Source organism: Clostridium sp. 16K-1-R1 (assembly GCF_023921145.1).
GTDB lineage: Bacteria > Bacillota > Clostridia > Clostridiales > Clostridiaceae > Sarcina > Sarcina perfringens.
The window spans coordinates 2,854,809-2,868,181 of sequence record NZ_CP046515.1 but is presented as its reverse complement, the minus strand read 5'-3'; the positions used below and the strand labels follow the sequence as shown (position 1 = coordinate 2,868,181).

Sequence of the window (13,373 nt, the reverse complement as noted above, 5' to 3'; positions counted from 1 at the left end):
TTCAGGCCTAACTTAATTTCGCAAAGAGTTTCTATTGTTTATTCCAGAATAATAGCTAAGGCTTTTAAACTCGCTATGCTCAAACAGTAAAAGCCTCTTAACGCTATTATTCTTACATAAACAATGAAACTCTAATAGCTCATTAAGATGGCCTTTCATCTATATCTAGTAATTAATACAGTTCAAAATAATTTAAATAGAATTTGTTTTTATAATTTACTTATACAAAGATAATGCTTTTTCGATAAAGGTCATTATCTTTTTTTCGTATAGAATTTTATTAACTTCTAAGGCTTCAGCATGTTTGGCACCTTCTACTAGGTAAAGTTCTTTATAGCCTTTAGTTTTAGCTTTGTATAAATCTACTGCCATATACCATGGTACAAAATAATCCTCTTTTCCATGTATAAACATCATTGGTAGTGATGTTGAAGCTACTATATCTATAGGAACTATTTTTTTCATAGAAAATTTAGCTTTAGTTTTCATAAAGAAGTTTGCAAATATAAGGCTTGGACGAAGAATTTTTCTAACAAGTCTATTTTTATATGCATGTGTTATTTGAAATCCTATAAGTTCGTGAAAGTTAGAGTAACCACAATCTTCAATTACAAATTTTATGGAATCATTTAGAGGAATAGTCTCCATAACTGTTCCAGCTCCCATTGATTCACCATGAAGACCTAAAATTATATCATTGCCAAATCTAGATTTTAAGTATTCTATCCACATGTTTACATCATATTTTTCGTAAAAACCATATGTGGAATATTTTCCTTCACTTTTTCCATGTCTTCTTTGATTCACTATAAGAACATTAAAGCCATTTCTATAAAATATATCAAAGTATTTTAAAGAACCAACATAACAAATAGAAACTCCATGGACTAATACTATAAATTTATTTGTAGGATTTTCATTCATTATAAGTGTTGAGGTTAGATTAAGACCATCAAAGGATTTTAAAGTAATATCTTCCTTAGAAGCAGAATTATATAAGGCTTCGTCAAAAAGATTATTTTCTACATATCTAGTATAACTTTTCTCTATATCGTGAAGTTCTCTAGTTACAGTAGATTTAAATATATATAGACCTGTTGCTAAAAAAAAGACAATAACTAAAATAGCAATAATTATCAATATAATAAGATAGGTCACTTATATCACTCCAATCAGCTTTTAATAGATTTTATTTATACATTATACATAATTATAACACTTAAGAGAAAAATAAAATTAGCCAAATATAAAGTGGAGGTTTATTTTATGAAATTTAAAAAAATTTTTTTATGCCTTATGTCATTACTTCTTATTTTTTCTACTGTAGTTTTAGGAGAAGAAATAAATAAAATAGAAGTTATAGAAAAATCTATAGAAGAAAATACTGACAAGTATGAAATTAAAGTTAAATATCCATCAATTCAAGGTGGAGAAAAAGAGGTTACAGATAAAATAAATAAAACTATAGAGGATTATACTTTAAATTGGATAAATGACATTAAGTTATTAGGAGAAGAGTACAGCAAAGAATATGAGAAGGCAGGAAAAGAAATGCCTAAAATGGAGGCATATAGTCTTTTTGAAGCATTTAATACAGATGAAGTAATTAGTTTACCTGTTTCATATTATCAATATACTGGTGGAGCTCATGGATTAACGACTAAAGTAAGTTATAATTATAATCTTAAAACAGGAAAAGAGCTTAGACTAAAAGATTTATTTAAAGAAGGATTTGACTATAAAAGTATAATTGATAAAAAGGTAAGAGAGGATATTGAAAAAGAGAAGGAGCTTTATTTTGATAATGGAGCTTTGTTTAAGGGAGTTAATGAAAATCAAGCCTATTATTTAAATAGAGATGGAATTATAGTGTATTTTCAGCAGTATGAAATAGCTCCATACTCTTCAGGTATTAGAGAATTTAAAATTCCTTATGGAGAATTAAAGGAAGGATTAATTTATAAATTAGGAAATTAATATTAAGAGCGTGTATCAAAGTATATTTATTATTAAATTTTGATACACGCTTTTTGTGATTAAATTTAAAAGAATATATTTTATTATTAAATAAAATAGGTCTATAATAAATTAAAAAAGGAATTGGAATAATGAGGGAGGGGAAATTCTATGGAAACCTTAAGAGAAAAAATAAATAAACAGAGAGAATATTTTAGTACAGGTGAAACTAAGGATATAAATTTTAGAATAGAAAAACTAAAGAAGTTAAGAGATGTTTTAAAAAGTGAGGAAGAGAAAGTCTTTGAAGCCTTAAAAAAAGACTTAATGAAATCTAGCTTTGAATCCTATGTTACAGAAGTGGCAATGGTATATGATGAAATAAATATGCACATTAAAAATATAAAAAAATGGAGCAAAAAAAGAAGAGTAAAAACTCCATTAGTACAATTCCCAGCAAAAAGTTTTATACAGTTAGAACCTTATGGAGTTGTTTTAATAATAGGTCCTTTTAATTATCCTTTTATGCTTACAATGGATCCTTTAATTGGAGCAATAGCAGCTGGGAACACAGCGGTTATAAAGCCTTCTGAATCAGCACCAGAGACATCTAAAATTCTTAAAGAAATATTAGAAAAAGTATTTGATGAAAAGTATGTTCTTCATATTAATCCAGAAAGAGGAAAAGAAGTTGTAGAAGAACTTTTAAAAGAAAAATTTGATTATATTTTCTTTACTGGAAGTGCTACTGTAGGAAAAATAGTAATGAAGGCAGCTTCTCAATATTTAACCCCTGTAACTTTAGAACTTGGAGGAAAAAGTCCTTGTATTATTGATAAGGATTGTAAGTTAGAATTAGCAGCTAGAAGAATAGTCTGGGGAAAATTATTGAATTCAGGACAAACCTGTGTTGCACCAGATTATTTATATGTTCATAAGGATATTGAAGAAGAATTTATAAAAAAATTAGAGGAAGAAATAAAAAATCAATTTGGAGATAATCCTTTAGAATCTGAAGATTATTCTAAAATGGTAAATGAAAGAGAATTTAATAGAGTACTTTCATATATAGATAAAGAAAAATTAGTTTTTGGAGGGAATTATAATAGAAAAACTTTTCAAATAGAACCAACTATATTAAAAAATGTAACTTGGAATGATCCTGTTATGGAAAGAGAAATTTTTGGGCCTATATTCCCAATTTTACCTTTTGAAGATTTAGATGAAGTAATAAGATTAGTAAATAGTAAGGATAAGCCTTTAGCCATATATTATTTTTCAGAGGATAAAAATAAAATTGAAAAAGTTCTTAATAGTACATCATCAGGAGGAGTAACAATAAATGATACCTTAGTTCATGTATCATCCTCATATCTACCTTTTGGTGGAGTTGGAAATAGTGGTATGGGAGAATATCATGGTAAGTATAGTTTTGACTTATTTTCCAATAAAAAGGGCGTTATGAATAGAAAAACATTCTTAGATTTAAAAATCAGGTATGCTCCTTTCCAAAATAAGTTAACAATTGTTAAAAAAATCATGAAATAAATAAAAAATGAATGAATATGAGTGGATTTGTATGGAAATGATTAAAAAAGTTATGTATAATATACTTAAAGATTGTATATGTTTTCAATGAGCGGATAAAAAGTATTTAAAATAAAGTGTTCAATTTATACTAAAAACATATAACTAAATTAGGAATACAATCTTTGAAAGTTACGTCTATGTACTAATGCCTGTTATTTATAGATGAACTTCTGACAAGCCAATAAGGGTATGATAAGCATATTTAAGATTAAGTTTTTAAGCTTTAAGGTTTGGGGGAGCCTTTTAGTACAATTACTATTGAAAATATGAGTAAATTTTATTTTAAACTTAAGAATAAGAAATTGTTCTTACATGAATTTTATAAGCTTCGACGGGGAAGAAGCTAGAATATCTTTCGACTTATGAATAGATATTAGGGTATTTATATTGAGAAATTATTTTTATTATTGAATTTTGAGAGAATTTATTAAGTATGGTCATTTAAAGGGGACGTTATGAGTTTAAATTAAAATTTATACAGTTATATTTATAATATTGGTTTGCGAAAAAAAGGTCTAAGTTATACTTAGATCTTTTTTTCTTGAAATTAACCACCTTTTTTGGAATTAAGCCACATAAGAACCCTAGAAAAAAGTTTTTTTAAAATATACAATTAAGTAGAGAAAAAGTTTACAAAGGTATAGGGGGTTTTCACATGAAATATACTTTCCCAGAAAACTTTTGGTGGGGAGCTGCAACTTCAGGACCTCAGTCAGAAGGTAGGTTTAATAAAAAACATGATAATGTATTTGATCACTGGTTCGATATAAATCCAGAGTTATTTCACAATGGTATAGGACCAAATATAGCATCAAATTTTTATAATAGTTACAAAGAAGATTTAGCAATGCTAAAAGAAATTGGATTAAATTCCTTTAGAACTTCAATTCAATGGACAAGGTTAATTAAAGATTTTGAAACTGGTGAACCAGATGAAGATGGAGTGAGATTTTATAATGGTGTAATAGATGAATGTTTAGCAAATGGAATAGATATAATCATGAATTTACATCACTTTGATCTTCCTGTTGAATTATATGATAAATATGGTGGATGGGAATCAAAGCATGTCGTAGAATTATTTGCGAAATTTGCTAAGACTGCCTTTAGTTTATTTGGTGATAGGGTTAAGAAGTGGGCTACGTTTAATGAACCTATAGTTATTATTGAAGGACAGTTTTTATATAAATGGCATTATCCTTGTATAGTTGATGGAAAAAGAGGGCTTCAAGCTGCCTATAATATAGCATTAGCTTCTGCTAGAGCCATAGAAGAGTATAGAAAATTAGGACAAGATGGAGAAATAGGAATAATAGTTAACTTAACGCCAGCATATCCAAGAAGTGAGTCAAAAGAAGATTTAAGAGCTGCTGAAATTGCCAATGCTTTCTTCAATGAGTTATTCTTAGATCCAGCAACTAAGGGAGAATTTCCTAAGAACTTAGTTGAGGTTTTAGAGAAAGATGGAGTAATGTGGAATTCTACTAAGGAAGAATTAGAGGTTATAAAAAATAATACTGTGGATTTCTTAGGGGTAAACTACTATCAACCAAGAAGGGTTAAAGCTAGAGAAGAGGAATATGGTGGAGAAACATGGGCTCCAGAAAAATATTTTGATAATTATGATATGCCAGGAAAGAGAATGAATCCCCATAGAGGATGGGAAATATATCCTAAGGCAATTTATGATATAGCTAAAAATGTTCAAGAGAACTATGGCAACATAAAATGGTTCATTTCAGAGAATGGAATGGGTGTTGAAGGAGAAGAAAAGTTCAAAAATGCTGAAGGTATAATTGAAGATGATTATAGGATTGAATTTATAATAGAGCATTTAGAATGGCTTCATAAGGCTATTGAAGAGGGTTCAAATTGTGTAGGATATCATTTGTGGACTCCAATAGATTGTTGGTCATGGTTAAATTCATATAAGAATAGATATGGATTTATATCATTAGATTTAGAAACTCAAAAGAAAACTATTAAAAAATCAGGAAGATGGATAAAAGAAGTTTCTAAGAATAATGGTTTTTAAAACTTTGAAGTTACTTAGCTTAGATTAATTAAAAAATAAATTTTCTAAGTTAATATGATTACGCAAAAAGTTTTTTATTATAAAATTATAAATAAAATAAATTAATATGAATAAATGAGGAAAGGCTTTAGTTATGGTATTTTTGCTTAAACTAAAGCCTTAAATTTTTTTAATACTCACATAATGGGATATTTTCACATAAAATACACTATAACAATTAACGGAGTTGAAGGCAACATGCTTTACTCATTAATTTTAGCAGGAGGAAAGGGTACTAGACTTTATCCACTTTCAAGAAGTTCAAACCCTAAACAATTTCTTAGCATACACAATAATGGGAAGAGTTTTTTAAGTAATACTGTGGATAGAATTAGACCTATAATCCATAAAGATAATATTTATGTAGTGACAAACCAGGAGTATGAAGACAAAATAAGAGATGAACTTAAAGACATAAGAGAGGAAAATATCTTTACTGAACCTGCTAATAAAGAAACTGCAACCTGTATAGGTCTTTCAGCAGCTAAGCTTTTAAAGAAAGATAAGGATGCAGTTATGATTGTATTGCCTTCAGACCATTATATAGAAGGAGATAAAAGTTATCTTCAAACTCTGGAACAAGCCGTAGAGATTGCGGATAAGAAGAGAGCTATTGTTACCATAGGAATAGAGCCAACTAGACCAGAGACAGGTTATGGCTATATAGAAATGGGCGATAGAGTCAATGGACACATTCCTACCTTCAAGATAGCAAGGTTTACAGAGAAACCTAATTTAGAAGTAGCAAAGGACTTCTTATTAAAGGGGACTTATTTATGGAATAGTGGAATGTTCATATTTAGAGCTGATGTTATATTGAGAGAAATTGAAAAATATATTCCTAAGATGTATAAATGTTTAATGGAGATATATCAACACATTGGAGAAGATGATGAGGAAGAAATAATAAAAGAGCAGTATTCTTTAATTGATGGAATATCTATAGATTTTGGAGTAATGCAAAAAACAAGAAGATCCTTTGTTATAAAATGTGATTTTTCTTGGGATGATATAGGTACTTTCTCAGCTCTAAGTAGATTTTTAGGACCTAATGGAAATAATAGAACTTCAGATAATGTTTTTTTAGAGGAATGTGAGAATTGTTCCGTTTTTGGAAAGGAAAAATTAATAATAGGATTTGGAATAAAAGATCTAGTATTAGTTGATGCAGGAGATGTTATTTTGGTCATGGACAAAGGTAGGGACCAAGAGATTAAGCATCTATTAAATTCTATTAGTGGTAAGAAGGAATTTAAAGAATATCTATAAGTTTATAAACTTATGTAAAAAAAGTCCTATATCATATACTTTAGGTGTATGATATAGGACTTTTTAGTTAATTTTAATATCTACAATTTAGTTAAGAAAACATAAAATTATTTAAAATTTAAATTTAATTAAAATATAACTAATTTTAATCCTTAAAATATGTTATAAAGATATTTTTATGTTATTATAGTAATAATATAAGTTTGAACTTTACGGAGGTATTGTTTTATGAGTGATAGAATTGTAGATTTTAATGAGTTAAAAAATAAAGCAAGAGATAAAGATATAGATAAATTTGAGTCATATATTTATGATTTATATTATTCAGTAGCTCAAGGAAAAATGAGTATGATGGAGCTTTCTAGAGAGATAACTAAATATATGAATGAAAATAATATTTCTCAAGAAAAGTTTTTAAATATTCAAACAGAAATGCTTAAGAGATATGGCTTTGATATGGGTGATATTGAAGGGCAAATGAAAAATTTGGGTATAGATATGAGTAACTTAGGAATTCAAGGTGGAGATTATGAAAATTTAAGAAAAACTTTGAGTTTTCAAGAGAAGTATAAGGGAAAAGTAAAAACATCTACTGTTACTACATATTTTATTAAAAACGAAAAAAATGATATTGAGTTAATTTTAGAAAATAATAAAGTTCTTATAACTAGTCCTAAAAATATAGATCTTCAGGATAGTGAATTAAATGAGTTCTTATGTTCATACAAAAAAACTCTTTCAGATGATCTTTTAGATATAAGAATTTGTGAAAATGTAGGACAATATAATTATTAATTTGTATTTTATAAGCTAGGAATGGAAGTTTTTCATTCCTAGCTTTTTAATTTTAGGCACTTTTATTTTTTATAGAAAAATAGTTTTTTTTAAAAAATTAAAATTTATTTTAAATAGAGTAAATATTAAAATAAATCTTCTCTTAAGCATTACGATATAAAAAAGTAAAATTGGAATATAAATAATAATTATCTTTAAAATGTAATAATTTTAAGAATTAAATAGGTAAATTGGGTTAAAACTGTAGAGGAGGAAGCATTTCATACAATAAATAAACCGTTTATTAATAATTAATTAATAAATTTAAGGTGTTTTTGTAATATACTTTTAATTGATATGAAATATCATATTAATAAGAAACTTTTTTAAAGAGATTAGAGGTAATAAATTATGTTAATGAACACTCATATTCTTATTGCACAAAATATATTGAGAGATGTTGACGTAGATTTTAAAATAAGTGATAAAAACTTTATATATGGAAATGTAAAACCTGATATGGTTTCAAAATATAAATTAAAGAAGCATTATTTAGATGAATCTTTTGATATGATAGTTAATAAGATAAAAAAATTAGCATCACTTAGTATGTATGATTTTAAAAAGAAATTTTCAGTAAGTAGATTTAGTCAGGAACTAGGAGTTATATGTCACTTTATATGTGATTTTTTCTGTATTCCTCATAGTGAAAGATGGGAATTTAAGCATAGTATGAATAAACATGTTAAATACGAAAAAGAGTTAGCTAGTTTTGCTAAAACATATACTCCATCACAGGATGATTTTAAAATATGGGGTAATATGTCTGTGAAGTTTTTCTTAGAAGAAGCTCATAAGCTATATAGAAAAAGAGAAAGTTATGAGAATGATATGCAGTATGCATACTTTGCATGTAGAAGTATAGTTAAATATATAAGTGATTGCATAGCTAGAAATACAAAGGCAGTCTATTCTGAAGCTATAGCTTAATACAAATATTTCCTTTAGATGATAAAATATGTTAAAATCAATTATATATATATTGATTAAAGTAATTTTTATAATAGAAAGGAAATGAGATGGAGAGTAAGGTAAATGAACCTATATATAAGCAAATTGCTTTAGATATTGCAGGTAGAATATATAATAATGACATAAAGGTAGGACAAAAGATACATGGTAGATCAACTTTAGCAAGTAGTTACAATGTATCACCAGAAACAGTTAGAAAAGCTGTTAAATTATTAGAAGACATGAAAGTAGTATCATCAAGCAAGGGTAGCGGAGTAACAATTATTTCAAAAGATAATGCTTATAATTTCATAAATAGGTTTCATTCAATTGAAAGTGTAACATCTTTAAAACATGATATAGAATCCTTAATGGAAGAAAAAAAGGCTATAGAAAAAAATATAGGTGAAATGATAGATAAAATAGTGGATTACTCTAACAGACTTAGATATACAAATCCTTTAACACCTATAGAAATAGAATTACCAAAGGATTGTACTCTTATAGGTAAGAGTGTTTCAGAGTCTAAGTTTTGGCAAAATACACAAGCTACTATTGTTGCCATAAGAAGAAAAGGAGAGCTTATAATATCTCCAGGACCATATTTAAAGTTTGAAAAAGATGATAATCTCCTTGTAGTTGGAGAAGAGGACATATTAAAAAAGATAGAAATGTTTTTAAATAAATAATGAAAAAAGGCTGTATCAATAAAATTTTTGGTGCGGTCTTTTTTTAGTTGCATTTTTTGTAAAAGAGACATATAATAAAAGTGAACATATGAACAGATGCTCATATGTAAAAACGAATAATAGGAGTTAAGAATATGGATAATAATAAAATAGAAAGTTGTAACTGTTCTTATATCCATGAAGATATATTAAGTAGGGTAAAAGAACATTTGCCAAAGGAAGAAGTACTTTATGAATTAGCAGAAATATTTAAAGTTTTTGGAGATTCAACAAGAATAAAAATTTTATGTGCCCTTTTTGAAGGAGAAATGTGTGTATGTGATATGGCTGAACTATTAGGTGTAAGTCAATCAGCAGTGTCTCATCAATTGAGAGTTTTAAAACAAGCTAGGCTAGTTAAGTTTAGAAGAGAGGGTAAGATAGTTTACTATTCTTTAGATGATGATCATGTTAAACACATATTCAATGAAGGTTTAAATCACGTTTTAGAGTAAAGGAGGTATTTAGACATGAAAGATATAAAGCTTTATTTAGACGGCTTAAACTGTGCAAACTGTGCTGGGAAAATTGAAGATAAAGTTAATAAACTTACTGATGTTGATGAAGCTGTCCTTAATTTTTCAACAAAACTTTTACTTATAACTCCTAAAGAAGGGGTTTCAGAAGAAGAATTAGAAGAGAAAGTTGAAAAAATAGTTTTAGATTTAGAGCCAGATGTTAAAGTTTTAAAGGATAAAAATAAAATAAAATCTTCAGTTAATACATGTAATGATGGATGCTGTGGAGAAGGAGAATCTCATAAACACAATAATGTAGAGAGTCACTCACATTCTCATGAACATGGACATTCACATTCACATAGTCATGGAGGAAATTCAGGTATAGAAAAGAAGGAACTTTTTAGACTAGGAATAGCTTTAACCTTATTTATAATAGGAATGATAGTTAATTTAGATAAAATGTATGAATTTATTATATTTGGTGTAGCTTATATTATAGCAGGTGGAAAAGTTCTTTTAAGGGCATTTAAGAATATTTTAAGAGGACAAGTATTTGATGAAAACTTCTTGATGGCTATAGCCACAATTGGAGCTTTTGCTATAGGAGAATTCCCAGAAGGGGTAGCAGTAATGCTTTTCTATGAAGTAGGAGAAATGTTCCAAGACTATGCTGTAAATAAATCAAGAAAATCAATATCTGATTTAATGAATATAAGACCAGACTTTGCAAATTTAATTGATCTTAATGGAGAGGAAAAAAGAGTATCTCCAGAAAGCGTTAATGTTGGATCAATCATAGTGGTAAGAGCAGGAGAAAAAGTTCCTCTAGATGGAGTAGTTTTATCAGGAGAGGCAACTCTTGATGTATCTGCATTAACAGGAGAATCTTTACCAAAAGAAGTTGAGGCAAAAGATGATGTATTAGCAGGATCAATAAACAAAAGTGGATTATTAAAAATAAAAGTAACAAAAAGTTTTGGAGAATCTACAGTTTCTAAAATATTAGATTTAGTTGAGAATGCAGGAAATAAAAAATCACCAACAGAGAAATTTATAACTAAGTTTGCAAGATATTATACACCAGTAGTTGTATTCTCTGCCTTAGCCCTTGCAATTATTCCACCTTTAGTAATAAGTGGAGAAAGTTTTTCCCCATGGATTTCAAGAGCTTTAATATTCTTAGTTGTTTCATGTCCTTGTGCTTTAGTAGTATCAATACCACTTGGATATTTTGCTGGAATTGGTTTAGCTTCTAAAAATGGTATTTTAATAAAAGGAAGCAACTATTTAGAGGCACTAAATAATGTAGAGAGTATAGTTTTTGATAAAACGGGAACACTAACAAAAGGTACATTTAAAGTTAGAAAATCAGAGAGCACAAGCAAGTTAACTAATGAAGAATTATTAAAGTTAGGAGCTTATGCAGAATATTACTCAAATCATCCAATTGCTAAATCTATAGTAAGTGAGTTTAATGAGGAAATTAACAAAGGCTTAATTTCAAATTATGAAGAAATTTCAGGAAAAGGAATAAAAGTAGACATTGATGGAGAAACATTCTTAGCAGGTAATTCAAAATTAATGGATATGTTTAATATAAAAATTACTCCAATTCATGAAATAGGTACTGTTGTTTATTTAGCAAATGAAAAGAGTGAGCTAGGATATATAGTTATTTCAGATGAAATAAAAGAGGATTCTAAAGAAGCCATAAGTGGATTAAAAGAAATAGGAGTTAAGCAAACAATTATGCTAACTGGAGATAATGAGAAGGTTGGAGATAGTGTTGCCAAAGAATTAGGCTTAGATAAAGCATATTGTAGTTTATTACCACAAAATAAAGTTGAAAAATTAGAGCAAATTTTTGAAGATAAGAGCAAAGGTAAAAAAGTTGCTTTTGTTGGAGATGGAATTAACGATGCACCTGTACTAGCTAGGGCAGATATAGGAATAGCTATGGGGGGAGTTGGATCAGATGCAGCCATAGAAGCTGCAGATGTGGTAATAATGGATGATAAGCCAAGTAAGATAATAAAAGCAATAAAAATAGCTAAGAAAACAAATAAAATTGTATGGCAAAATATAATCTTTGCTTTAGGTGTTAAAATTATAATATTAATATTTGGTGCTTTAGGAATGGCTAATATGTGGGAAGCTGTATTTGGAGATGTAGGTGTAACATTAATAGCAGTAATAAATTCAAGTAGGATATTAAAAAATAAAAATTTATAGGCGTGAAATTTGTCTAATGTTGTTGACAAGAGCTAGTTTTTTTGCTATCTTAATATGGTAAGAATACTTTCAGGCATAGGGTATAGATTGTAAATAATTCCCTTAAACTTTTATATTAAACATTATGAAATGTTTAAATAGGCTTGTGTGCACGTAGGGTTTTAGCCACGCAAGCCTTATTTTTTTTGTAGAAATTTATTAGAAAGATAGTTTATAATAGAATCACATAAATTTAATAATATTAATTAATGATATAAAAAATGCAATTAAATGTAAAAAATACACTTTAATACATATATTTTTGATAGTGAAACCAAAAGAATGTTAAAATATAGACAAACTTTTTAGGGTATGGTAATATTTTAGAAGGTTAAATTTGTAATTTTATCATTTGATTTTAGAATACAGTCTAAAAAGTAATTGCTTTTTAAAAAAAGAACAATTTTAGAAAGAGGTGCTATTAAAATGGAAAAGAAAAAAGGCATATCTATGGCTGTTATAAAAAGATTGCCTAAATACCATAGATATTTACAAGAATTAATGGAAAATGATGTTGATAGAATATCTTCAAAAGAGTTAAGTGAAAAAATAGGCTTCACTGCTTCTCAAATAAGACAGGATCTTAATTGTTTTGGAGATTTTGGGCAACAGGGATATGGATATAATGTAAAAGAGTTATACAATAACATAGGGAGTATATTAGGGCTTACAAGAGACTATAACACAGTTATAATCGGAGCTGGTAACATAGGGCAGGCTATTGCAAACTACAATAGTTTCAATAGATTAGGCTTTAAATTAAAAGGTATTTTTGATGCTAATCCAAGAATGTTTGGAATAAAAATAAGAGATGTTGAGATACAAGATGTTGAAAAATTAAAAGATTTCGTAAAAGAAAATGATATTGAAATAGGTATAATCTGTGTTCCAAGAACAAATGCTCAAAAGGTATGTAATGACCTTGTTGAAGGTGGAATCAAAGGTATATGGAACTTTGCGCCTATAGATCTTGAGGTGCCAAAAGATATAAGAGTAGAGAATGTACATTTAAGTGAAAGTATGATGACTTTAGTATATCTTTTAAATCACAATGATGTAAAATAAATTGGATTTATTTTATAAAAATTTGTTTAATATGGAAAAATAGTATTAGATTTTCAAAAAAATATATTGAAAAATTTACTTTTAAGTTTTATAATTTAATTGAAGTACCGAGTACTTCAATTATTTTTTTGTCTTTGCTTGTTACAAAATTAACAATAAATTCTGGAAAAAGCA

11 protein-coding genes are annotated in these 13,373 nt (G+C 27.6%); 10 read left to right on the top strand and 1 reads right to left on the bottom strand.

Annotated features, from left to right (window positions below; all coding sequences use genetic code 11):
* Positions 1–216: 216 nt before the first annotated feature.
* The gene (locus GOM42_RS12805) at positions 217–1,158 is read right to left on the bottom strand and encodes an alpha/beta hydrolase (RefSeq protein ID WP_070957216.1); all 942 of its coding nucleotides are present in this window, start codon (positions 1,156–1,158) and stop codon (positions 217–219) included.
* Positions 1,159–1,266: 108 nt separating this feature from the next.
* Between GOM42_RS12805 and GOM42_RS12800 the strand changes: the two genes are divergently transcribed.
* The 10 genes from GOM42_RS12800 (at position 1,267) to GOM42_RS12755 (ending at position 13,199) form a co-directional block, all read left to right on the top strand.
* Positions 1,267–1,977: a DUF3298 and DUF4163 domain-containing protein gene (locus GOM42_RS12800; protein WP_011591123.1), complete on the top strand. Its 711-nt coding sequence runs from the start codon at positions 1,267–1,269 to the stop codon at positions 1,975–1,977.
* Positions 1,978–2,127: 150 nt separating this feature from the next.
* Positions 2,128–3,504 (top strand): aldehyde dehydrogenase, encoded by a 1,377-nt coding sequence (locus tag GOM42_RS12795; protein ID WP_003475090.1) that lies wholly within the window; start codon positions 2,128–2,130, stop codon positions 3,502–3,504.
* A gap of 697 nt (positions 3,505–4,201) precedes the next feature.
* Positions 4,202–5,581, top strand: coding sequence for a glycoside hydrolase family 1 protein (locus GOM42_RS12790; protein ID WP_057232130.1), 1,380 nt, complete (start codon positions 4,202–4,204; stop codon positions 5,579–5,581).
* A 237-nt stretch (positions 5,582–5,818) separates the two neighbouring features.
* A complete protein-coding gene (locus tag GOM42_RS12785; protein WP_003457862.1) occupies positions 5,819–6,889 on the top strand; it encodes a mannose-1-phosphate guanylyltransferase in 1,071 nt (356 codons plus the stop codon).
* A gap of 228 nt (positions 6,890–7,117) precedes the next feature.
* Positions 7,118–7,684 (top strand): DUF3867 domain-containing protein, encoded by a 567-nt coding sequence (locus GOM42_RS12780; protein WP_003454445.1) that lies wholly within the window; start codon positions 7,118–7,120, stop codon positions 7,682–7,684.
* Between the two features lie 390 nt (positions 7,685–8,074).
* Entirely contained in the window at positions 8,075–8,653 is a 579-nt protein-coding gene (locus GOM42_RS12775) for a zinc dependent phospholipase C family protein (protein WP_003457835.1), read from the top strand.
* Positions 8,654–8,742: 89 nt separating this feature from the next.
* Positions 8,743–9,363: a TrkA C-terminal domain-containing protein gene (locus GOM42_RS12770; RefSeq protein WP_003454289.1), complete on the top strand. Its 621-nt coding sequence runs from the start codon at positions 8,743–8,745 to the stop codon at positions 9,361–9,363.
* A gap of 134 nt (positions 9,364–9,497) precedes the next feature.
* A complete protein-coding gene (locus GOM42_RS12765; protein WP_003454170.1) occupies positions 9,498–9,857 on the top strand; it encodes a metalloregulator ArsR/SmtB family transcription factor in 360 nt (119 codons plus the stop codon).
* Positions 9,858–9,872: 15 nt separating this feature from the next.
* Complete coding sequence (locus tag GOM42_RS12760; RefSeq protein WP_110077508.1) at positions 9,873–12,095, top strand: heavy metal translocating P-type ATPase; 2,223 nt, start codon at positions 9,873–9,875, stop codon at positions 12,093–12,095.
* A gap of 465 nt (positions 12,096–12,560) precedes the next feature.
* The gene (locus GOM42_RS12755; RefSeq protein WP_003454253.1) at positions 12,561–13,199 is read left to right on the top strand and encodes a redox-sensing transcriptional repressor Rex; all 639 of its coding nucleotides are present in this window, start codon (positions 12,561–12,563) and stop codon (positions 13,197–13,199) included.
* The last annotated feature ends 174 nt before the right edge of the window (positions 13,200–13,373 follow it).

Bases quoted from the DNA above. Each gene is read 5' to 3' on its own strand.
- GOM42_RS12755 (WP_003454253.1), top strand. From the start codon at position 12,561: ATGGAAAAGAAAAAAGGCATATCTATGGCTGTTATAAAAAGATTGCCT.
- GOM42_RS12800 (WP_011591123.1), top strand. From the start codon at position 1,267: ATGAAATTTAAAAAAATTTTTTTATGCCTTATGTCATTACTTCTTATT.
- GOM42_RS12760 (WP_110077508.1), top strand. From the start codon at position 9,873: ATGAAAGATATAAAGCTTTATTTAGACGGCTTAAACTGTGCAAACTGT.
- GOM42_RS12790 (WP_057232130.1), top strand. From the start codon at position 4,202: ATGAAATATACTTTCCCAGAAAACTTTTGGTGGGGAGCTGCAACTTCA.
- GOM42_RS12795 (WP_003475090.1), top strand. From the start codon at position 2,128: ATGGAAACCTTAAGAGAAAAAATAAATAAACAGAGAGAATATTTTAGT.
- GOM42_RS12785 (WP_003457862.1), top strand. From the start codon at position 5,819: ATGCTTTACTCATTAATTTTAGCAGGAGGAAAGGGTACTAGACTTTAT.
- GOM42_RS12770 (WP_003454289.1), top strand. From the start codon at position 8,743: ATGGAGAGTAAGGTAAATGAACCTATATATAAGCAAATTGCTTTAGAT.
- GOM42_RS12780 (WP_003454445.1), top strand. From the start codon at position 7,118: ATGAGTGATAGAATTGTAGATTTTAATGAGTTAAAAAATAAAGCAAGA.
- GOM42_RS12765 (WP_003454170.1), top strand. From the start codon at position 9,498: ATGGATAATAATAAAATAGAAAGTTGTAACTGTTCTTATATCCATGAA.
- GOM42_RS12775 (WP_003457835.1), top strand. From the start codon at position 8,075: ATGTTAATGAACACTCATATTCTTATTGCACAAAATATATTGAGAGAT.